The 21,076-nt window shown below is 46.4% G+C and carries 21 protein-coding genes and 1 riboswitch; of the genes, 20 read left to right on the top strand and 1 reads right to left on the bottom strand.

Going from position 1 to position 21,076, the window contains the following annotated elements:
* Together AC5W14_RS06990 and AC5W14_RS06985 are read left to right on the top strand one after the other, a co-directional pair.
* Window positions 1–930: a MerR family transcriptional regulator gene (locus AC5W14_RS06990; protein ID WP_496194000.1), complete on the top strand. Its 930-nt coding sequence runs from the start codon at window positions 1–3 to the stop codon at window positions 928–930.
* 13 nt (window positions 931–943) lie between these two features.
* On the top strand, window positions 944–1,936 hold the full coding sequence (locus AC5W14_RS06985) for a YpdA family putative bacillithiol disulfide reductase (protein ID WP_496193999.1): 993 nt from the start codon (window positions 944–946) through the stop codon (window positions 1,934–1,936).
* On the opposite strand, the gene AC5W14_RS06980 is transcribed toward AC5W14_RS06985, so the two are convergent.
* Window positions 1,931–2,911, bottom strand: coding sequence for an asparaginase (locus tag AC5W14_RS06980; protein WP_496193998.1), 981 nt, complete (start codon window positions 2,909–2,911; stop codon window positions 1,931–1,933). The genes AC5W14_RS06985 and AC5W14_RS06980 overlap by 6 nt on opposite strands.
* Window positions 2,912–2,977: 66 nt before the next feature.
* Here AC5W14_RS06980 and AC5W14_RS06975 point away from each other — a divergent pair, with 66 nt between their 5' ends.
* The 18 genes from AC5W14_RS06975 (at window position 2,978) to AC5W14_RS06890 (ending at window position 21,068) form a co-directional block, all read left to right on the top strand.
* Entirely contained in the window at window positions 2,978–3,643 is a 666-nt protein-coding gene (locus tag AC5W14_RS06975; RefSeq protein WP_496058621.1) for a PrsW family glutamic-type intramembrane protease, read from the top strand.
* 7 nt (window positions 3,644–3,650) lie between these two features.
* Entirely contained in the window at window positions 3,651–3,815 is a 165-nt protein-coding gene (locus tag AC5W14_RS06970; protein WP_496058620.1) for a hypothetical protein, read from the top strand.
* Window positions 3,816–3,896: 81 nt separating this feature from the next.
* A riboswitch (SAM riboswitch) is annotated at window positions 3,897–4,003 on the top strand.
* A gap of 121 nt (window positions 4,004–4,124) precedes the next feature.
* Window positions 4,125–5,228 (top strand): methionine biosynthesis PLP-dependent protein, encoded by a 1,104-nt coding sequence (locus tag AC5W14_RS06965; protein WP_496058619.1) that lies wholly within the window; start codon window positions 4,125–4,127, stop codon window positions 5,226–5,228.
* 32 nt (window positions 5,229–5,260) lie between these two features.
* Window positions 5,261–7,108 carry a bifunctional homocysteine S-methyltransferase/methylenetetrahydrofolate reductase gene (locus AC5W14_RS06960; RefSeq protein ID WP_496193997.1) on the top strand — a complete coding sequence of 616 codons (1,848 nt, stop codon included), beginning with the start codon at window positions 5,261–5,263 and terminating at the stop codon, window positions 7,106–7,108.
* A gap of 19 nt (window positions 7,109–7,127) precedes the next feature.
* Window positions 7,128–10,589, top strand: coding sequence for a methionine synthase (metH, locus tag AC5W14_RS06955; protein WP_496193996.1), 3,462 nt, complete (start codon window positions 7,128–7,130; stop codon window positions 10,587–10,589).
* Window positions 10,590–10,718: 129 nt separating this feature from the next.
* Window positions 10,719–11,399, top strand: coding sequence for a (d)CMP kinase (cmk, locus tag AC5W14_RS06950; RefSeq protein ID WP_496058616.1), 681 nt, complete (start codon window positions 10,719–10,721; stop codon window positions 11,397–11,399).
* Window positions 11,396–11,986 carry a lysophospholipid acyltransferase family protein gene (locus AC5W14_RS06945; protein ID WP_496058615.1) on the top strand — a complete coding sequence of 197 codons (591 nt, stop codon included), beginning with the start codon at window positions 11,396–11,398 and terminating at the stop codon, window positions 11,984–11,986. Before cmk ends, AC5W14_RS06945 begins: the two co-directional genes overlap by 4 nt.
* Window positions 11,987–12,075: 89 nt before the next feature.
* Window positions 12,076–13,230: a 30S ribosomal protein S1 gene (rpsA, locus tag AC5W14_RS06940; protein ID WP_496058614.1), complete on the top strand. Its 1,155-nt coding sequence runs from the start codon at window positions 12,076–12,078 to the stop codon at window positions 13,228–13,230.
* Window positions 13,231–13,245: 15 nt separating this feature from the next.
* On the top strand, window positions 13,246–14,301 hold the full coding sequence (gene fni / locus AC5W14_RS06935) for a type 2 isopentenyl-diphosphate Delta-isomerase (RefSeq protein ID WP_496193995.1): 1,056 nt from the start codon (window positions 13,246–13,248) through the stop codon (window positions 14,299–14,301).
* A gap of 140 nt (window positions 14,302–14,441) precedes the next feature.
* The gene (der, locus tag AC5W14_RS06930; RefSeq protein ID WP_496058612.1) at window positions 14,442–15,755 is read left to right on the top strand and encodes a ribosome biogenesis GTPase Der; all 1,314 of its coding nucleotides are present in this window, start codon (window positions 14,442–14,444) and stop codon (window positions 15,753–15,755) included.
* A gap of 24 nt (window positions 15,756–15,779) precedes the next feature.
* Window positions 15,780–16,403 carry a glycerol-3-phosphate 1-O-acyltransferase PlsY gene (gene plsY / locus AC5W14_RS06925; protein ID WP_496058611.1) on the top strand — a complete coding sequence of 208 codons (624 nt, stop codon included), beginning with the start codon at window positions 15,780–15,782 and terminating at the stop codon, window positions 16,401–16,403.
* A 12-nt stretch (window positions 16,404–16,415) separates the two neighbouring features.
* Window positions 16,416–17,465 (top strand): NAD(P)H-dependent glycerol-3-phosphate dehydrogenase, encoded by a 1,050-nt coding sequence (locus tag AC5W14_RS06920; RefSeq protein WP_496058610.1) that lies wholly within the window; start codon window positions 16,416–16,418, stop codon window positions 17,463–17,465.
* 39 nt (window positions 17,466–17,504) lie between these two features.
* Window positions 17,505–17,702, top strand: a complete 198-nt coding sequence (locus tag AC5W14_RS06915) for a DUF2768 domain-containing protein (protein WP_252313344.1) — start codon at window positions 17,505–17,507, stop codon at window positions 17,700–17,702.
* 21 nt (window positions 17,703–17,723) lie between these two features.
* Window positions 17,724–18,464: a YphF family lipoprotein gene (locus tag AC5W14_RS06910; RefSeq protein WP_496058609.1), complete on the top strand. Its 741-nt coding sequence runs from the start codon at window positions 17,724–17,726 to the stop codon at window positions 18,462–18,464.
* Window positions 18,465–18,603: 139 nt separating this feature from the next.
* Window positions 18,604–19,173 (top strand): GTP cyclohydrolase I FolE, encoded by a 570-nt coding sequence (gene folE, locus AC5W14_RS06905; protein WP_496058608.1) that lies wholly within the window; start codon window positions 18,604–18,606, stop codon window positions 19,171–19,173.
* A gap of 26 nt (window positions 19,174–19,199) precedes the next feature.
* Window positions 19,200–19,424, top strand: coding sequence for a trp RNA-binding attenuation protein MtrB (gene mtrB, locus AC5W14_RS06900; protein WP_496058607.1), 225 nt, complete (start codon window positions 19,200–19,202; stop codon window positions 19,422–19,424).
* 57 nt (window positions 19,425–19,481) lie between these two features.
* On the top strand, window positions 19,482–20,339 hold the full coding sequence (locus AC5W14_RS06895; RefSeq protein ID WP_496193994.1) for a heptaprenyl diphosphate synthase component 1: 858 nt from the start codon (window positions 19,482–19,484) through the stop codon (window positions 20,337–20,339).
* A 15-nt stretch (window positions 20,340–20,354) separates the two neighbouring features.
* Window positions 20,355–21,068 (top strand): demethylmenaquinone methyltransferase, encoded by a 714-nt coding sequence (locus AC5W14_RS06890; RefSeq protein ID WP_496058605.1) that lies wholly within the window; start codon window positions 20,355–20,357, stop codon window positions 21,066–21,068.
* Window positions 21,069–21,076: the final 8 nt, after the last annotated feature.

Below are 21,076 nucleotides of genomic sequence, written 5' to 3'. Positions count from 1 at the left end.
ATGGAACCTATGGAAGGCAAATATAACATAAAGGCTATTTCCAACATGCTAGGTATCCAGGCGGGCACGCTTCGTGCCTGGGAAAGAAGATATAATATTGTTCATCCGCATAGAAATTCAGCAGGGCACCGGCTGTATACGGAAAAAGATGCTGCAGTTCTCAAATGGATTCTTGATAAAACGAACAGCGGGTTTACTGTCAGCCAGGCGGTAGGTCTTTTGGATAAATTCGAAGAAATAGACAGTATGGCCGTTCATCCAATGGAAGTAGACCATACGTATACACTCGCAGAAGAAATTCTCGGACATTTGCTGCGTTTTAGAGAGGCTGATGCCCAGGAGACGCTGAATAAAGCTTTTTCGATGTTTACATTGGAGAAAGTAACGACAGATATATTAGGAACCCTTTTAGTAAAAGTAGGTACCTTGTGGGAAACGGACCAAATTACCATTGCCCATGAGCATTACATTACTTCTTTTCTCCGTACGAAGATCGGAAGTATCATGCACTCCTATAACGTGAAAGGATTTCTACCTAAAATCGTAACGGCGGCAGGCCCAAACGAAAACCATGAACTCGGCCTGCTTTTTTTCACGTTGTATTTAAAACGCAAAGGGTTTGAAGTCATTTATTTAGGCGTTGGCATTCCGGAAGAAGATCTAATACAGGTCATGGATGAAATAGACAGCAGCATTTTCTTTACCTCCTGTACGCTGCTGGAAAACCTGGAAACGTCGCTCGCATTTATTACGGAACTGGAGGAACAGCATCCTCATTTGAATATTGGAATGGGGGGGCATGCCGTTCAGTATTTGGATGTAGACAAGGTGCAGAAATACAGCCGTTTTCTGGTCGGTTCGAATACAGCTGACTGGGATAAATGGATCAGCAACGTATTGAATAGGAAAATGGAAAACAAAAAGAATTAAAAGGGTGCAGTATATGAGCAGAGAAACAGTAATGATTGTAGGAGCAGGACCATGTGGAATAGCAGCTGCGATTGAGCTGAAGCGCAAAGGTATAGATGCGATTATCATTGAGAAACGGAATATTGTCGACGCTATTTACCAATATCCGGTGCACCAGGTTTTTTTCAGCTCCAGCGAAAGGCTGGAGGTAGGAAATATCCCCTTCACCTCCATTAACCGAAAGCCGACACGACAGGAAGCTTTAGTGTATTACAAGCGCGTAGTAGAGCAGGAAAACCTCCGCATTCATTCGTATGAAACCGTGCATTCGATTGAAAAGAAACCCGAAAGCTTTCTCGTGTCGTCATACACTATGAACGGTATACAAAAACAGTACAGGCCGGATTACGTTATTATTGCAACCGGCTATTACGGGCAGCCGAACAAACTGGAAATTGAGGGAGGCAGCCTCCCGCATGTTTCCCATTACTTTAAAGAAGCCCATCCATATTTTCATCGGAATGTTGCTGTAATAGGCGGAAAAAATTCTGCCGTTGATGCAGCGCTGGCGCTTGAAAAAGCAGGAGCTTTTGTAACCGTTCTGTATCGGGGCAGTTCCTTTTCCGAGCACGTGAAACCATGGATTCTTCCGGATTTCGATTCGCTTGTCAGGCAGGGGAAAATTAATCTTCTCTCTGAAGCGGACGTAACGGCTATTTCAGAAGAAGCCGTGGAGTATATACAATACGGACGAAAGCAGCGGCTTCCAGCAGATTTTGTGTTTGCGATGACGGGCTACCACCCGGATCATTCATTTCTTGAAAAGGCGGGGGTTCTTAACGGAGAGGCAGGACGGCCTTTTTTCGACCAGGAGACGATGGAAACAAACGTTGCGGGTCTGTATATTGCCGGCGTTATAGCAGCCGGGGATAATGCAAACGAAATTTTTATTGAAAACGGCAGATGGCACGGCGCACAGATTGCCTCCCATATTAAAGAAAAAGAAAGCTGGCCTTCGTCATTATGACGGCCAGCTTTCAAATGTATCGGTAAGATCCGTTCCGGTGATTCCTGCTTCGAGGGCAATCATTAATTTAAGCCGCGCTTTCTGGCCGTTTAACCCGTTTGAGAAGATAACTCCCTTCTGTTTAAGCTGCATGCCTCCGCCGGCATACTCATAGGTAGCCTGGACGATGCCGCTGTAACACCTTGATACTAAAACTACGGGAATATTTCTTGCTATAAGCGCTTCTATTGCCGGCACGATAGCCGGCGGTACGTTACCCTGGCCGAATGCTTCTAGCACAAGTCCGGAAGGGGAGGCAGATTCAAGCAAATCGATTGTTTCTCTTTCCATGCCGGCGTATGCCTTAAGCAGAAACACCTTTTTCGTTAAAGAGGAGATAGAAAACTGCTCTCTGGCGGAGGGGGTGTGATGAAAAAGGATTCCGCGCCTCGTGACGAGCCCGATTGGGCCAAATTGAGGACTTTGGAATGTAGCCACATTGGAAGAGTGTGTTTTCGTTACGTTGATTGCAGAGTGAACTTCATCATTCATAACAACGAGCACCCCCTTACCTCTGGCCTGTTCTGAAGAAGCTGTTCTTATCGCAGCAAGAAAATTGTAAGGGCCGTCTGCCCCTAATTCATTGCTTGAACGCATAGCACCTGTCAGAATAATGGGGATTGGGGACTGGTGAAGAAGATCGAGAAAGTAGGCGGTTTCTTCAAGCGTGTCCGTTCCGTGCGTAATAACAATCCCATCATATAAGTGGTCAGCCAGTTTTTCATTAATAAAAGACGACAGTTCAAACATATTTTCCGGAGTGATATGTGGTGAAGGAAGATGAAAGAAAGGGATAACAGTAATATCAGCCACCTGTTTTGCTTCTTCATGCCACTGATCCAGCGGGTTTTTTTCGCCGGGTGCTACACTTCCAGTCTGTTTGTCTTCTTTCATGGAGATCGTGCCTCCGGTATGTATGGTTAAAATCCGCTTCATGACAGTACCTCTTTTCTATTTATGGTTAATCGGTCAATTACAGAGCAGGAAAGGACGGATGCGTGAGTGTTTGCTATCATAACTGCGGCCCTTGCGCCTTCGATTGCATTTCTAAGCTACTACTATTTAACCCAGGAAACCGCGTCCCGTTCTTTCTATAAAACGGCCCGTGCTTTTCTCATCGGCATGCTGCTCGTGTTTCCTATTGTAACCGTACAATATGCGCTTACAGAAGAGACACGAACGGAGGCTTCGGTTTTCTTTCAGGCCTTTTTATATGCCGGGCTGCTCGAGGAATTTTTTAAATGGTTTATTCTATGCGCCGCCGTTATTCCTTTTATCCGTGTTCGTTCCATTTATGATACGACACTTTATGCGCTTGCTGTAGGACTCGGTTTTGCCGCAGCAGAAAACATTCTTTACCTTGCAGCGTATGGCGTGGATATAGCGTTTGGAAGGGCGTTTCTGCCGGTAGCCAGTCATGCTCTGTTTGCCTGTACTATGGGATATTATATAGGGAAAGCGTCTTTTTTGAAAGGTACTGTAAGAAAAATGTTTTTGTTTTTAGGTCTGACGGTCCCGTTCGTTTTACACGGCACGTACGATTTGCTATTATTAATCGACCGGCAGTACATAGTCTACCCCATGCTGCCTTTAGGGTTTCTTTTATGGTGGACAGCTGTAAGAAGACAGGAAACCGGAAAAAGGTTTGAGCAGATGGAAGGAGAATAGACGGCCTATGATAGAGGAAAAGCGATATCGCGTCGTCATACGATGCCCGCAGTGCGGGGAGAAATTTGTTTTAAAGGGAAGCAGAAAAGAAGACGGCACGGTGCAGACTGGTTTTGTCCGCTGTATCTGCGGCAACAGCAGCCATTTATATGTAGACACGGCTCCTGAATAAATTCAACAAATTCACACAATTTGATTGCATTTCGATCGTTAATCTTGTAAGGTTTTACTACACAACTATATAAATAAAGCTTTCTTATCCAGAGAGACGGAGGGATCAGGCCCTATGAAGTCTCAGCAACCAGCCTATACAGGTCAGGTGCTAAATCCGCCGGGCAGAAGATGCCCGAGAGATAAGAAGAGGTGCTCTTATAAATCGCAGACCTTCTTCTTACTTTTAGAGGAAGGTCTTTTAGCGGAATGATAAATCAGGATATGCCGGCCACTATATAGTAATCAGCTGCAAAAAAGGGTGACAATAATGGATAAGAAATTTCACATTGAAACAAATTTAGTACAAATTGGAAACAAAGAAGATCCAAGAACAGGAGCCGTCAGCGCTCCTATTCATATGTCCACCGCTTTTCGCCACGAAGGGCTGGGCGAGTCGACAGGGTTTGACTACTCCCGTACCGGAAATCCTACAAGGGACATTTTGGAACGGGCTATCGCCGGACTGGAAAACGGGGCAAAAGGATACGCATTGAGCTCAGGAATGGCAGCAATCCAAACGCTGTTTGCCATTTTTGACAAGGATGATGAAATTCTTGCTTCCCAGGATTTATATGGGGGAACGTACCGGCTTTTTGAAGAAGGATGGAAAAACTGGGGTATTACGATTGCTTATGGGGACCCGAGAAACATAGAAGCCTTTGAACAAAAAATCACAGACCGTACGAAAGCGCTGTTTATTGAAACACCGACAAACCCATTAATGCAGGAAGCAGATATTTCTGAAATGTCTAAACTGGCCAAAAAACACGGCCTCTGGTTGATTGTGGATAACACGTTTTACACACCAATTCTCCAGCGTCCGCTTGATATGGGAGCCGATATCGTTATACACAGTGCCTCTAAATACCTCGGCGGCCATAATGATATTATTGCCGGCCTGATCGTTACAAAAGATGAACAGCTCAGCGCCCGGATTACAGCGTTTCATAACGGCATGGGAACGATTCTGTCGCCCATGGATTCCTGGCTGTTGATGAGAGGGATGAAGACACTGTCCCTGCGTATGGAAAAACATACTGAAAATGCACGGGCAGTGGCAGAGTTCCTGGAAACACATCCAAAAGTAACGGACGTATTGTATACCGGAAAAGGCGGCATGCTTTCCTTTCGGATTGAAAACGAGCAGTGGGTCGACGCCCTTCTGCGCGGACTCGAGCTTGTCACATTTGCAGAAAGCCTCGGCGGTGTGGAAAGCTTTATGACGTATCCAGCCACACAGACACACGCGGATGTGCCGGAGGAAGTCCGGATTGCCAACGGCGTCTGCAACCGGCTGCTTCGTTTTTCTGTAGGTATTGAAAATAAAGAAGATATTATCGCAGATTTAGAGCAGGCGCTCGACCGCCTGTAAAAGAAAATCACGAACCAGGGGAGTGGCTCGCAGTGAATTTGGCAGAGGAATATTCAAAACGTATGTTAATTGGAGACGGGGCAATGGGGACGTATCTATACGAAAAAGGATACAGCGGCTCCTATGAAGCATTAAATCTCTCAAATCCCGGTCTAATTAAAAACATCCATAAAGAATATGTAGAAGCAGGGTCTGATATTATTCAGACCAATACGTATGCAGCAAACCGCATCAAGCTTGCTAAATATCAGCTGGAAGGTAAAACAGACGATATAAACAGACTTGGCGTTGAAACAGCCAGGGAGGCTGCGGAAGGCAGGGCTTTCGTGTTTGCTACAATAGGAGGCATAAAAGGGCTCCAGAAAATTGAGGAAAGCGAAGAAGAGATAAGCAGCGCTTTCTCCGAACAGCTGGATGCCCTGCTGAAAGCAGAGCCGGACGGAATTATTCTGGAAACGTTCTATAACCTCCAGGAAATTTTAGCGGTCATTAAGCTTGTGAAAAGCAAAACAGATCTGCCTGTAATTGCCCAGGTGGCGCTCGGTGAAGTAGGTGTTATGCACAGCGGGCTTCCGCTTGGCGATGCATTTAAACAAATGACGGCAGCCGGAGCGGATGCTGTCGGAGTAAACTGCCGTATGGGACCGTATCACATCCTGCGGTCACTGGAGATGACACCGCTTGACGAACAGACGCTGTATGCGGTGCATCCTAACGCAAGCCTGCCGGACATCGATGATGGGCGCTTTGTGTATCAGTCAAATCCGGACTATTTTTATGAAAAAGCACTTGATTTTCAAAATCAGGGAATCGGCATTATCGGAGGGTGCTGCGGTACAACGCCGGAGCATATCGCTCAAATAGCTGCAGCTGTTAAAAATACAGCCCCAAAAACAAGGACGGCGCAGGCTGTTGCCCAGAAAGCGGGACAATTCTCTGTCGTAGAACCTCCGTCGACCGAGCCGAACCTGAGAGAAAAAGCAAAGCAATCCGTTACGGTTATCGTGGAGCTGGATCCGCCTAAGAAGCTGGCAACGTCCAAGTTCGTGGAAGGAGCCCAGGCTTTGTATCAGTCCGGCGCAGACGCCGTTACGATGGCGGATAATTCGCTGGCAAGTCCCCGGATTGATAATCTGGCAATGGGAGCACTCGTTAAAAGCATGACCCAGGCCCGGCCGCTGCTTCATGTCGCCTGCCGCGATAGAAACCTTATCGGCCTCCAGTCCCACCTGATGGGAATTAATGCTCTCGGTATTCATGATATTCTTGCCGTAACCGGCGATCCCACGAAAGTCGGGGATTTTCCCGGAGCTACCTCCGTATATGATGCGAACTCTTTTGACTTAATTCATTTAATGAAAGAAATGAACAAAGGGTTATCTTTTTCCGGAAAGTCGCTCGGCCAGAATACGACGTTTACCGTAGGAGCAGCATTTAACCCCAATGTTCGGAATGTAGACCGGGCTGTACAGCGGCTTGAAAAGAAAATCACCGCCGGCGCCGATTACTTCATGACCCAGCCGGTCTTCGGAGAAGGCCAGTTTAAAGAAATATATGAAGCGACAAAACATATGGACGTACCGGTATATATTGGCATCATGCCTTTAGTCAGCAGCCGGAATGCTGAATTTTTACACAATGAAGTGCCCGGCATTAAGCTGACGGATTCGATCCGCCAAAGTATGTCTGCATGCGGGGAGAACCGCGGGCTTGCAGCGGAAGAAGGAATCACAATAGCGAAAACGCTTATCGACGAAGCGATGGAATATTTTAACGGCATTTATTTAATTACTCCATTTCTTCGTTATGATATTACGTGCCGTTTAACCGAATACATTAGAGAAAAAGCAGCGGTACGAACAGAAGAAAAAAGCAAGTGAACAGAGTGGAGGGAATCAAATGCCTAAAATAGCAATCCAGGACAGGCTGAAAACATCTATTCTCATTTTAGATGGAGCAATGGGAACCATGCTGCAGAACGCTGATTTAACCGCAGATGATTTCGGTGGAGAAGAATACGAAGGCTGCAACGAGTATTTAAATGTGACCGCACCTCATGTTCTTGAAAAAATTCACCGGGATTACTTGGAAGCAGGCGCGGATATTATTGAAACGAACACGTTTGGAGCCACGAGCATTGTTCTTGCAGATTATGACCTGCAGCATAAGGCGGAAGAGTTAAATATCGCGGCAGCTAAGCTTGCGAAAGACGCTGTCAAAGAAATAGAGACAGAAGATTTTCCGCGTTACGTGGCCGGTGCCATGGGGCCGACGACAAAATCCCTTTCTGTAACCGGAGGAACAACATTTGAAGAACTGACGGAAACATACCGGGAGCAGGCTTCCGGACTGATCAAAGGCGAAGTGGATTTATTTCTGCTGGAAACAAGCCAGGACGTTAGAAACGTGAAAGCGGCCTATTTAGGCATTCAGCAGGCCCAGCAGGAGCTTGGTATTGAACTGCCATTAATGATTTCAGGAACGATTGAGCCGATGGGCACGACGCTTGCCGGTCAATCCATGGAAAGCTTTTATATATCAATAGAGCATATGAACCCGATTGTTGTCGGGTTAAACTGCGCAACCGGACCTGAATTCATGAGAGATCACCTGCGCTCTCTGTCCGAACTTTCGACGACGTATGTCCACTGTTATCCTAATGCGGGACTGCCGGACGAAGAGGGACATTACCATGAATCACCGGAATCCCTGACGACAAAGCTGGAAGGCTTTGCTGAGAAAGGCTGGCTGAATGTAGTCGGCGGCTGCTGCGGCACGACGCCCGAGCACATTAAAGTAATGCGTGAAGCGTTAACCAAATTTGAACCGCGTACGCCTTCACAAGGACATCCTCATGTCGTGTCCGGCATTGAGCCGCTTGTATACGAAGAAGATATGCGTCCGCTTTTCGTAGGGGAGCGTACGAACGTTATCGGCTCCAAGAAATTTAAAAGGCTGATCAACGAAGGCAAATTTGAAGAAGCTTCAGAAATTGCACGGGCGCAGGTGAAAAAAGGCGCCCACGTTATTGATGTGTGTCTGGCTGACCCGGACCGGGAAGAAATGGATGATATTGAAGTCTTTTTAAGCCACGTTATTAACAAAGTAAAGGTGCCGCTTATGATTGATTCCACGGATGCAGCGGTTATTGAAAAAGCACTTACGTACTCCCAGGGAAAGGCTATCATTAACTCCATCAACCTCGAAGACGGAGAAGAGCGCTTTGAAGATATTGTACCGATTTTAAAGAAGTTTGGAGCCGCTGTAGTAGTGGGGACGATTGACGAAGTAGGAATGGCCGTTACGACGGAAAGAAAAGTGGAAGTAGCCGTACGCTCCCATGACATTCTCGTTAACCAATACGGGATGAATCCGAAAGATATTATATTTGATCCGCTCGTTTTCCCGGTCGGCACCGGAGACGCTCAGTACATCGGCTCCGCCGAAGCGACAATTAACGGGATTAAAGAAATTAAAAAGGCACTTCCGGACTGTCTGACTATACTCGGTATAAGCAACGTTTCCTTCGGCCTGCCACCTGTGGGAAGAGAAGTGCTTAATGCCTCCTTTATGTATTACTGCACAAATGCCGGACTGGATTATGCTATCGTTAACACGGAAAAGCTCGAGCGTTTTGCGAGCATTCCGGAAAAAGAGAAAACGATGGCAAAAGAACTGCTTTTTGAAACGTCAGACCAGACTCTTGCTGATTTCACAGCTCACTACCGGGGGAAAAAAGCAGAAAAGAAAACGGTCGAGCAGAATCTTTCGCTGGAAGACAGACTGGCTGAATATATCGTAGAGGGGACAAAAGAGGGCCTTTATAAAGACCTCGATGAAGCCTTGACCAAATACGATGAGCCGTTAAGTATTATTAACGGCCCGCTGATGGTAGGTATGGATAAAGTAGGCAAGCTGTTTAACAACAATGAACTGATTGTAGCGGAAGTACTGCAGAGCGCCGAAGCAATGAAAGCAGCAGTATCGCACCTTGAGCCGTATATGGAAACAAAAGCGGCCGATGATACAGGTAAAGGGAAAATTCTGCTTGCCACCGTTAAAGGCGATGTGCATGATATCGGCAAAAACCTTGTTGATATTATTCTATCCAATAACGGCTTTAAAATTGTAAATTTAGGTATTAAAGTGACTTCCAATGAACTGATTGAAGCCGTTGCTAAAGAGAATCCGGATGCGATCGGATTAAGCGGTCTTCTTGTGAAATCAGCCCAGCAGATGGTGTTGACTGCCCAGGATTTAAAAAACCAGCAGATCTCCATCCCGGTTATGGTAGGCGGAGCGGCGCTGACAAGGAAGTTCACAGAAGAAAAAATCAGCGCGGAATACGACGGCATGGTACTTTATGCAAAAGATGCCATGAATGGCCTTGATCTGGCCAATAGACTTGCACGTCCCGATGATATGAAACAGATGCAGGTGGAGTGGGCGGAAAAACGGGAGAAACGTCTTAATAAGGCAGTGGAAAAACCAAAAGCGGCTACGGCTGTTGCGGAAGCACCGGCCCGTTCGGAAGTTTCTACTACTACGCCTCTGCTCGTACCGCCCGATCTGAAGCCGCATCTGCTGAAAGATTACAGCATCAGCCACCTGCAGCCATATGTTAATATGCAGATGCTTTTAGGCCGTCATCTCGGTGTACAGGGAAAAGTCAGCCGTCTGCTGGCTGAAAAAGATAAAAAGACGGTAGAGCTTAAAGAAAAAGCTGATGACTTAATGGAGCGTGCGAAAAAAGAGCAGATTCTGCGCGCACACGGCATGTATCAATTCTTCCCGGCACAGGCAGATGGCAATACAATCATCGTTTATGCAGATAATGAAGGCACAAAAGAGCTGGAACGTTTTACGTTTCCACGCCAGAACAAGCCGCCATTTTTATGTCTGGCTGATTTTGTAAAACCCAAAGAACAGGGTGTCATGGACTACATTGGGTTTTTAACAGTTACAGCCGGTGAAGGGGTGCGTGCGAGAGCCAATAAAGCGAAAGAAGAAGGCGATTATTTATTCAGCCATCTTATTCAGGCAGCAGCGCTTGAATTAGCAGAAGGCTTTGCAGAACGTGTGCATCAGATTATGCGCGACCAGTGGGGTATTTCCGACCCTACAGACTTTACAATGGAAGATAGATTTTCTGCGAAATACCACGGAATTCGTGTGTCCTTTGGCTATCCGGCCTGCCCGAATCTGGAAGATCAGGCCAAGCTGTTCCGCCTGTTGCAGCCGGAAAAAATCGGTGTGGAATTGACCGAGGAGTACATGATGGAACCGGAAGCATCGGTATCCGCTATGGTATTTTCCCATCCGGAAGGACGATACTTCAGCGTATTGTCTTCCGGCAGATAATAGAGAAACGAATGAAAACGAAAAAGCAGCAGGCTGCTTTTTCGTTTTTCTTGTTTCTGTTAAAACAGGGCAGGGGATAGTATGTTAAAATTCAATAGAATAGACGTGAATAAAGAGTAGAAGAGGAGCTTGAAAATGACAGTTAGTATTGCAATAGACGGCCCTGCAGGCGCCGGAAAAAGTACCGTAGCAAAGAAAACAGCCTACCTGCTTGGCTATACATATATTGATACAGGTTCCATGTACAGGGCGCTTACGTACCTCGCCCTAGAAAATCAGGCAGATCCGGAAAAAGAAGAAGAACTGCTGCCGCTTCTTCAGAATCTTGAAATTGAATGGAAGCAGGAAGAAGGAGAAAATGTTATTTATATTAATCAACAGAACGCAGCAGCTGCGATCCGCACGGGGGAAGTAACCGCAAACGTGTCGGCAGTATCGGCTCATCCGCTTATCCGCGAACGAATGGTGGAAAAACAGCGGGAGCTGGCGGCAGCCGGCAGCGCTGTACTGGACGGCAGAGATATTGGCACGACCGTTCTTCCCGACGCAGAGGTGAAAATTTTTATGACGGCGAGTGTAGAAGAAAGAGCACGCAGGCGTCATGAAGAAAATACAGCTAAAGGAATTGTATCCCGGCTGAAGACGATACAGCAGGAAATTGCCGAGCGCGACTTAAAAGACTCTACGAGAGCCGTCTCTCCGCTGATCAAAGCAGATGATGCAGTAGAGCTTGATACGACAAATTTATCAATAGATGAAGTGGTAGAGAAGATTTTGGAAATGGTAAAGGAAAGGACGTCTAAAGCATGAGATTATATACGATCGGAAAAGCATTATGCAGCATTTTTTTCCGGGCTGCCCTCAGAGTGGAAATAGAAGGGAAAGAAAACTTCCCCTCCGAAGGACCGGTCTTAATCTGTTCCAACCACGTAAGCAATTTTGATCCCCCGCTGGTAGGGACGTTTATTAAACGGGATGTCGTATTTATGGCAAAAGAAGAATTGGTAACGAACCGTTTTGCAGGACCGATTATCTCCAGGCTGGAGGTCATGCCGGTAAAAAGAGGAATGGCGGACAGGCAGGCTTTGAAGCAGGGTCTGCAAATACTTAAAGATGGAAAGGTTTTGTGTTTGTTCCCAGAGGGTACTAGAAGTAAGACCGGTGCAATAGGAGAGGGACTCTCAGGAGCAGGCTTTTTCGCGCTCCGCTCCTCAGCTGTTGTCGTACCGGTTGCCATAACAGGAGAATTCAAGCCTTTTGGAAAAGTGAAAATTTCCTACGGAACTCCGGTTAACATGTCGAAGCTCCGCAAGGAAAAAGCCAACGCTGAAACAGCAACTAAAGTAATTATGAAGAGTATTAAAGAGCTGAAAGAGTCCCAGATTCTATTGAAATAACAAAGAAATAGGTATTTTCTTTTGCTTATGGCCTATTTTTTATTATAATAGATATAGTAGCGAGGAAAAGTAGAAGGAGGCAATGGACAATGGTCGATGAAATGAACAACGAGTTAGCTGGAATGAATGATATTAAAGAAGGAGATATCGTCAAAGGCAAGGTAACAAAGGTTGAAGAAAAGCAGGCCTTTGCTGATGTGGGATACAAGGTGGATGCAGTTATTCCAATAAGTGAGCTGTCCGGTCTTCACGTGGAAAAAGTAGAAGACGTCCTGAAAGAAGGGGACGAGATTGAGTGTAAGGTTACAAAGATAGAAGATGATGAACTGGTTATTTCAAGAAAAGCTGCGCTCGCTGATAGAGCATGGGGAGAACTGGAATCCAAGTTTGAAAACGGTGATATTATTGAGGCAGAAGTAGCAGAAGTAGTTAAAGGCGGCCTTGTAGTTGATCTTGGCGTACGTGGATTTATCCCGGCTTCATTAGTGGAAAGACACTTTGTCGAAGATTTTTCTGATTACAAAGGACGCACCCTTTCTTTAAAGATCATTGAAATTGATTCTGCGGACAACAAATTAATCCTATCCCAGAGAGCGGTATTGGATGAGCAGGCAAACCGTCAGAAAAAAGACGTGCTCGAACAGCTTCAGGTTGGCGATACCGTGAAAGGTACCGTGCAGCGTTTGACTGACTTTGGTGCTTTTGTTGACGTAGGCGGAGTAGATGGACTGGTTCACATTTCACAGATGGCTCATCACCGTGTAGAATCTCCAGGTGAGATTGTTAAAGAGGGTGAAGAAGTACAGGTGAAAATTCTGGCAGTGGATACTGACAGCGAGAGGGTTTCCCTTTCTATTAAAGACACTCTTCCTGGACCATGGACCACGATAGAAGGACAAATGGAGCCGGGCGATATTATCGAAGGTCAGGTAAAGCGTCTTGTTTCTTTCGGAGCATTTGTTGAAGTGGCACCAGGTGTAGAAGGACTGGTTCACATTTCTCAAATCGCTGATCGTCATATTGGTACGCCGGGTGAAGTGCTCGAAGAAGGCCAGGCTGTGAAAGTGAAAATACTGGATATTACTCCTTCCGAGCAGCGGATCAGCTTAAGCATCCGTGAACTGGAAAAAGCGGACAAACCAGATCAGAAAGTACAACAGGAGTACGATGCACCGGAAGACGATCACTCTGGATTTTCTCTCGGAGACATGATCGGCGATCAGCTGAAAAAATATAAAAAATAAGGGGTTCGATGTGTCGTGTCAAGAGCACAGCGTAAACAGGACCACATCACTCATGCATTAGCGACAGGGTTCGCTGATGCATCGAGTTATGATGATCTTCGTTTTGTACACAACAGTCTCCCCGGCTCCTCAGTGGGCAATATAAGCTATACTACTAATGTCGGCGGACTTTCCTTAAGTTCGCCGATTATTATTAATGCGATGACCGGAGGCGGCGGAGAAAAAACAGAATCGATTAACCGGATGCTGGCACAGGCGGCGAAAGCTACTAACACTGCAATGGCAGTAGGGTCTCAGATGTCAGCAATTAAAGATACGGCAGAAGCTGCATCTTACCAGGTCGTACGCCATGAAAATCCTGATGGTATTATTTTTGCCAATTTGGGCAGCGAGGCGACGCCTCAGCAGGCCGCGCAGGCTGTAAATATGATTGAAGCAGATGCTCTGCAGATTCATCTGAATGTTATTCAGGAACTGGTTATGCCTGAAGGAGACAGGGATTTTAGAGGGGCGCTGGATCGTATTCAGGAAGTGCGTCAAAGCCTGAACATACCTATTATCGTAAAAGAAGTAGGATTTGGTATGTCGGCGGAAGCATTTCAAACGCTTGAAGAAGCAGGCATTACAGTGATTGATACGGGCGGAAGCGGAGGCACCAACTTTTCTGCAGTCGAAAACAGCAGGCGGGAAGCCAAATGGTCTTTTTTTGATCAATGGGGCATCAGCAGTGCAGCTACCGTAGCAGAGTCTGCATTTGTACATAAACAGGCGGACATCATTGGTTCCGGCGGTATCAGGCATGCATTGGACGCTGCGAAAGCTATAGCACTCGGTGCTTCTGCAGTAGGCATTGCAGGGAAAGTACTAGAAGCAGTTCATGAGAACGGGACAAAAGGAGGCACCGCTTACCTGAATGCGGTGCTTGAACAGCTGACGTATATTATGACGGCCGTCGGTGCAGAAGATATTCGGTCGTTACAGCGGGCTCCTCTTGTTCTTTCAGGAGCAACAGCACATTGGTTAAAAGAAAGAGGATTTGATACAAAAAGCTATGCTGCAAGAGCAAAATAACGGCAGGAGGAGGCCGGTTCTATGAAAAAACATAGAACCGGCTCTTTCTATGGTTATGTAGAGGGTGAAAATCTAGTATAATAAACGAGGAACAAATAAATGACAGAGTTTTTGTTAAGGGATAGGAATGAGGGAGTAAGATGGCAAAGCCAACAATAGCAATAGTAGGAAGACCGAACGTAGGAAAATCAACCGTTTTTAACCGGATTATAGGAGAGCGGGTGGCTATCGTCCAGGATGAGCCGGGTATTACCCGTGATCGTTTATATAATAACGCGGAATGGCTGAACAGAGAATTTTTTGTTATAGATACCGGGGGAATTGATCTCGGAGACGAGCCGTTTCTTGATCAGATGAGAGCCCAGGCTGAAATTGCAATCGACGAGGCGGATGTTGTCTTGTTTGTAGTAAACGGCCGGGACGGAATCACGACGGCTGACCAGGAAGCAGCAAACCTTCTGCTTCGTTCAAAAAAGCCCGTAGTAGTAGCAGTAAATAAAATTGACAGCCCGGCTATGCAGACGCAGATGTATGAATTTTATTCATTGGGATTCGGGGATGTGTATCCGGTATCTGGTTCTCACGGCATCGGCCTTGGTGACCTGCTTGACCGTGCCCTTGAATTCTTTCCGGACCAATCGGAAAAAGAATACGACGAAGATACCATTCAAATGGCAGTGATCGGACGGCCAAACGTCGGAAAATCCTCCCTTGTAAACGCGCTTCTTGGTGAAGAACGAGTCATCGTAAGCGAGATCGCAGGAACTACACGGGATGCTATTGACACTCCGTTTGAAAAAGACGGCCAGGAATACGTCATCGTTGATACTGCCGGCATGAGACGCCGGGGTAAAGTATATGAAGCAACGGAAAAGTACAGTGTACTCCGTGCGATGAAAGCACTGGAGCGCGCAGATGTTGTGCTCACGCTGATTGACGGGGAACAGGGAATAAAAGAACAGGATAAAAAAATTGCCGGCTATGCCCATGAAGCAGGACGGGCCATCGTTATTGTCGTTAACAAATGGGATGCGATGGAAAAGGATGAAAAAACAATGCAGGAATTCACGCAGAAGATTCGGGAAGAATTTCAGTTTCTGTCGTATGCCCCCATTGTATTTTTATCCGCCAAAACGAAAAAAAGAATGAAAAATCTGCTTCCAATTGTAAAAACAGTAGCAGAAAACCACAGCCTTCGTGTGCCGACAAACGTCTTAAACGACGTTATTTCCGATGCCGTTGCGATGAACCCAACGCCAACTGAGCATAATAAGCGCCTGCGGATTAATTATGCAACACAGGTAGCGATTGCTCCACCGGTAGTGGTGTTGTTTGTAAACGAACCGGAACTTATGCACTTCTCCTATAGACGCTATATCGAAAATAAGCTGCGGGAAGCTTTTCATTTTGAAGGCACACCGCTTAAGATATACGCGAGAAAAAAGAACGAATAGTCTACTGTAAGGGAGCAGAAGCGAATGGGAGTCATTCTGTCAATTATCATAGCCTACCTGATCGGTTCGATCAGTTTCAGCTATGTTATCGCTAAAAGGGTTAAAAAAATCGATATTAGAAAGCATGGCAGCGGCAATGCCGGAGCGACCAATACCCTTCGGGTGCTGGGAAAAGGCCCGGCTGTCCTGGTCCTGATGCTCGATATAGCAAAAGGGATTGCTGCAGTATGGATTGCAGCCGGGCTGGAGGCTGTACCCTTCCTGGCCTCCGGTGCTGAAGGGCTTGCACCAGCGGCAGCCGGACTGGCTGTCATTCTCGGCCATAACTGGCCGGTATATTTTGGATTTAAAGGCGGTAAAGGGGTGGCAACAACGATTGGCGTAATCAGTACGCTGTTTTTCTTTCCAGCAGTTTACGCTGGTATCGTTGCTATCGTTGTCATTCTCATAACGCGCTACGTCTCGCTTGGATCCCTGTTGTTTATTCTCGGCACATCGCTGCTGTTAATTATTACAGCAGGGTCCGGCACCCATCCGGTGTCCTATATTTTTCTCAGCATCATCTTGTCCGTGCTTGCCGTATGGACCCATCGTTCCAATATAGACCGGCTTCTTAAGGGACAGGAAAACAAACTGGGAGCGAAATAAAGGAGGATCACTATGTCAAAAGTGAAAGCAGCCGTTATCGGGGCAGGAAGCTGGGGAACCGCTCTTGCCCAGGTGCTTGCTGATAATGGACACAGCGTCCAGCTCTGGGGCAGAAGGAATGAACTGGCTGTAGAAATTAATGAGACACATATTAATTCACGCTACCTGCCTAATGTGGTGCTCGATTCTACTATTAAGGCTTACAGTGATTTGTCGGCAACCGACACGGATAATGATTATATTATCTGCGCCGTGCCGACAAAAGCTATCAGGGAGACGATAGAACAGCTTCGCCCGCTTCTTCATGAAAACAGCATCCTCGTCCATGCGTCCAAAGGCATCGAGCCGGGAACGTTTAAGCGGATTTCCGAAATGATGGAAGAAGAGCTTGAAGGGGTATCCTATAAAGCTGTAGCTGTATTATCGGGACCAAGTCACGCTGAAGAAGTAGGCATTAAACAGCCGACTACGGTAGCTGTTTCATCCAAAAATCTGGAGGCAGCAGCCTCTGTCCAGGATTTATTTATGAATAACTATTTTCGCGTTTATACAAACGAAGATATGATTGGCGTGGAAATCGGAGGCGCGTTAAAAAATATTATTGCGCTGGGCATTGGCATGACTGACGGCCTCGGCTATGGCGATAATACGAAAGCGGCGCTGATGACGAGAGGGCTTGCAGAAATTACCCGGTTGGGTGTTGCTCTCGGCGCCAATCCGATGACTTTTATAGGTCTTTCCGGTCTTGGTGATTTAATCGTGACCTGCACGAGCGAACACAGCAGAAACTGGAGAGCCGGCCGTCTTCTCGGCCGGGGCAGGAAGCTGGATGACGTGCTTGATGAGATGGGCATGGTCGTAGAAGGAGTCCGTACGACAAAAGCGGTGTTTGAGCTGGCAGCAGCAGAGAACGTCGAAATGCCGATTACGTCGGCTCTGTACAGCGTCCTGTTTGAAGAAGAACCGCCTCTGCAGGCGGCGGACCGGCTGATGGGCCGAGTGAAAAAGAATGAAGAAGAAAGCTCTTTTATGGGAAGAAACGAAGGCGGCCGGGAAAGTTAGGCCGCTTCTTTTCCTTTATAGAAAAAAGGAGGATGTAAAATGACAGCGCTTCAAAATATGTGGGTGTCGTTTATTGGATTGTTTTTAATGTTTGTTTCTACGGCTGCCGCAGTACTCGGCAAAGAAAAGCTGACAGGGGTGCTCCGTTTTATCGTGATGACGTTCTCGTTTATCTGTTTGGTTATCGCGGGGCTTATCGTCTTTATTGTCGTATTTAGAGGGCCTCTGGCAGAATAATACCAGAAAGGGGAAAACCAGATGAATAAACAAAAAAAAGCCGTTATTTTGGGATTTATTCCTCTTTTGCTGCTCGGTGGCTGTTTTTATCCCAACAGCGGAGCTGAACAAAGACAGGGGCCGGATGAAAGCCAGATTGCTGCCGTGCAGCAGGCCGTAGACCAGTACAGAGAAGATGAAATCAACCTTTTACCTATTCGTACCCCGGAACACAATCCCCCATTGTATGAACGGTACGTGATTGATTTCAGGGAATTAATGCCGCGCTATATGCAGGAGCCTCCTGCCAACTCTTTTGAAAGCGGAGGAAGCTACCAGTACATGATTGTAGATCCGGAAGACGATGCGGAAGTGAAAGTAATCGACCTTCGAATGACCCGTGAGATCAGGGAGTTTGAACAAAGAGTCGGTGTCTACATAGCAGAAAACGAATTTGCCCCTATTAAAGAAGCTGTGGCTCCGGGAATATTTGAAGCAGACCTTGAAAAACTGGAATATGATGAGCAGCCGACGGTAGCGAGTCCCTACTTTAACACGAGCCTGCCGCTTCTTATCAACGCAGACGGCGAAGCGATCGTTGACTATTCCATCGATATTAACCGTGCGCTTGAAGTACATGGTGCCTCGATAGAAGAGGGAGAAGATGCAAGAACCGTACTCGTCGAACACTATCCGGTCGTGCCGGCTTTTTCCGGTACTTATGAACTGGATGAAAACGGTGAACCTGTATTAACAGGTGAAGAAGAGCCGGGCGAGCTGTAATGCCCGGTGATAGTTTACATAATATAAATATCAGATACAAGATTCCTGCCAATCCCTTGAAGTGCTAGCTTTGCTTTATAAATAGCGGTATGCTAAAATTTTCAAAGACAAAGATAAAATAAGGGTAGGGGGAAGAGTAGTGGCTCCTTTTGATCATAAAAAAATAGAACAAGCCGTTACATTAATATTAGAAGCAGTTGGGGAGGACCCGAATCGGGAAGGCCTGGAAGATACGCCGAAAAGAGTGGCAAGAATGTATCAGGAAGTATTCAAAGGTATTCACGAAGACCCTTCCAATCATTTAAAAACCGTCTTCGGAGAACAGCATGAAGAACTCGTCTTAGTAAAAGATATTGATTTTTATTCTATGTGTGAACACCATTTAGTTCCATTTTTTGGTAAAGCCCATGTAGGCTACATACCCAAAGGCGGCAAGGTGACCGGCCTCAGCAAGCTTGCAAGAACAGTAGAGTCGGTAGCAAGCAAACCACAGCTGCAGGAGCGGATTACATCAACGATTGCAGATACAATAGTAGAAACGCTTCAGCCCCATGGAGCGATAGTCGTCATAGAGGCAGAACACATGTGCATGGCGATGCGCGGAGTGAAAAAACCAGGAGCGATGACGGTAACCTCAGCCGTAAGAGGAAGTTTACAAAAGGACGCAGCCGCTAGAGCTGAAGTCTTTTCTTTAATAAACAAAGGGTAAAAACAAAAAAGGCAGGGGAACTAAAAATGAGCGGAGCGCAGGATTTTTTTGTAGTAAAAGCAGAGGAAGATGGAGTAAATGTGATTGGTTTAACCAGAGGTACAGACACAAAGTTTCATCATTCCGAAAAGCTTGATAAAGGCGAAGTGATGGTAGCACAGTTTACAGAGCATACGTCCGCTATTAAAATCAGAGGCAAAGCTCTTGTCCAGACGAGCCACGGGGAAGTTCATACGGATTCCCAGACATAAATAAAAGGCGCATTGCATGTATAAAATAACGAAGCAGGCGCCTTTTTCCTGCTTTATATGAAAGCGACAGCATTTTTCGAAAACATGTCAATGGGGGACAATGCAATGACAGATCAAACATTCAGGGAAGCTGATATCGAACGGATTGAAGCGCTTTTTCGATCCAAAGCCTCTCATCAATATGTGTCAACGATTACAGGTGAAATAGCCGTAAATAAGAGCATGATCTATTTTCTGCTTGATATTATGCAGCATGTGGATTTAGACCCTTTTTACAAAGAGGAACAAATCGTAGCGGCACTTATGGTAGACGGAGCTTTTGAAACACATGAGCATGTGCAGATTGCACCGGTGCAGTCTGCGCTGCAGAAAAAAAAGCGCCAGTTAACAATTTTGGCAGGGGACTATCACTGGAGTCTTTATTATTCGATGCTTGCCCACCAAATACACGCGCCGATTTTAAAAGTGTTCAGTACTTCTATCCAGCTTATCAACGAAGAAAAAATGCGGCTTCATCTTGCAGAAAGTACGGGCAAAGCCGATTTTCTGAAACGTCTGGAAACGATTGAATCGGGTTTCCTGCAGAATATCGCCATGTATTACGGGCAGAAAGAAACGGCGGAAGCTGCGAACGCATTTTTTATGTTTAAGCGTTTAAATGACGAACTGCAGGTTCAGGAGCAGCAGCCTTTATCCGCCTTTATGGCGGCGGTTCATGCGTATTGGACGAACGACGTCGAGGCTTCTCTTCAGGAAGATGCGGTTCTTGGGCTTGAAGAGCTTCACTGGCTGCAGGATCTTCGGGAGAACTATTTTCTTGAACTGCAGCGGTATGCAGCCCGGGTACCGGAAACTTCTTTGATTTTCAGGCATTTAAACAATACCATCTCACAGTATGAGAATAAATTTATTTAGTAAGGAGGGCGTATGTTGGGGCAGTCTAAAGAAGAACGCGTGCATGACGTATTTGAAACTATTTATGAAAAATACGACTCAATGAACTCGATTATCAGTTTTAACCTGCATAAGTCCTGGAGAAAAGAAGTGATGCGGCAGATGAACGTTCCCAAAGGAGCTTCCGCTTTGGATTTATGCTGCGGGACTGCCGACTGGACGCTCAGCCTTGCGGAAGCAGCCGGGCCGGAAGGACAGGTCAAAGGCCTTGATTTCAGCGCAAACATGTTAAAAATTGGACAGCGTAAAGTCACGCAATCCGGCTGGGATACGATAGAGCTGGTAGAAGGCAATGCGATGGACCTGCCGTTTGCGTCCAGCAGCTTTGATTTTGTTACGATAGGATTCGGCCTGCGCAATGTCCCTGATTACGATCAGACGATGCGGGAGATGTACCGTGTGCTGAAGCCGGGAGGAATGGCAGTATGCCTTGAGACCTCCCAACCGGAAAAAAAGTCGGTCGAAAAAGTATACTCTCTCTACTTTAAGTATATTATGCCAAGGCTAGGAAAGTACCTGGCGGGACGTTTTGATGAATATTCCTGGCTGCAGGAATCGACGATGAATTTCCCTAACAAAATGGCCCTTGCCGTTATGTTTAAACAGGCCGGTTTTAAAACCGTAACCGTTCATTCTTTTTCAATGGGAGCAGCTGCAGCGCATTTTGCACATAAACAATTGGATCAATAGATAGGATG

The organism is Sinobaca sp. TMA16-18, from assembly GCF_059510535.1.
This window is presented reverse-complemented; position numbering and strand designations above follow the sequence as displayed.

What these genes read in the sequence shown, in the direction of transcription:
- AC5W14_RS06990 (WP_496194000.1), top strand. Translation starts at nt 1, where the DNA reads ATGGAACCTATGGAAGGCAAATATAACATAAAGGCTATTTCCAACATG.
- AC5W14_RS06985 (WP_496193999.1), top strand. Translation starts at nt 944, where the DNA reads ATGAGCAGAGAAACAGTAATGATTGTAGGAGCAGGACCATGTGGAATA.
- AC5W14_RS06980 (WP_496193998.1), bottom strand. Translation starts at nt 2,911, where the DNA reads ATGAAGCGGATTTTAACCATACATACCGGAGGCACGATCTCCATGAAA.
- AC5W14_RS06970 (WP_496058620.1), top strand. Translation starts at nt 3,651, where the DNA reads ATGATAGAGGAAAAGCGATATCGCGTCGTCATACGATGCCCGCAGTGC.
- AC5W14_RS06965 (WP_496058619.1), top strand. Translation starts at nt 4,125, where the DNA reads ATGGATAAGAAATTTCACATTGAAACAAATTTAGTACAAATTGGAAAC.
- metH (WP_496193996.1), top strand. Translation starts at nt 7,128, where the DNA reads ATGCCTAAAATAGCAATCCAGGACAGGCTGAAAACATCTATTCTCATT.
- AC5W14_RS06945 (WP_496058615.1), top strand. Translation starts at nt 11,396, where the DNA reads ATGAGATTATATACGATCGGAAAAGCATTATGCAGCATTTTTTTCCGG.
- rpsA (WP_496058614.1), top strand. Translation starts at nt 12,076, where the DNA reads ATGGTCGATGAAATGAACAACGAGTTAGCTGGAATGAATGATATTAAA.
- der (WP_496058612.1), top strand. Translation starts at nt 14,442, where the DNA reads ATGGCAAAGCCAACAATAGCAATAGTAGGAAGACCGAACGTAGGAAAA.
- plsY (WP_496058611.1), top strand. Translation starts at nt 15,780, where the DNA reads ATGGGAGTCATTCTGTCAATTATCATAGCCTACCTGATCGGTTCGATC.
- AC5W14_RS06920 (WP_496058610.1), top strand. Translation starts at nt 16,416, where the DNA reads ATGTCAAAAGTGAAAGCAGCCGTTATCGGGGCAGGAAGCTGGGGAACC.
- AC5W14_RS06915 (WP_252313344.1), top strand. Translation starts at nt 17,505, where the DNA reads ATGACAGCGCTTCAAAATATGTGGGTGTCGTTTATTGGATTGTTTTTA.
- AC5W14_RS06910 (WP_496058609.1), top strand. Translation starts at nt 17,724, where the DNA reads ATGAATAAACAAAAAAAAGCCGTTATTTTGGGATTTATTCCTCTTTTG.
- mtrB (WP_496058607.1), top strand. Translation starts at nt 19,200, where the DNA reads ATGAGCGGAGCGCAGGATTTTTTTGTAGTAAAAGCAGAGGAAGATGGA.
- AC5W14_RS06895 (WP_496193994.1), top strand. Translation starts at nt 19,482, where the DNA reads ATGAAAGCGACAGCATTTTTCGAAAACATGTCAATGGGGGACAATGCA.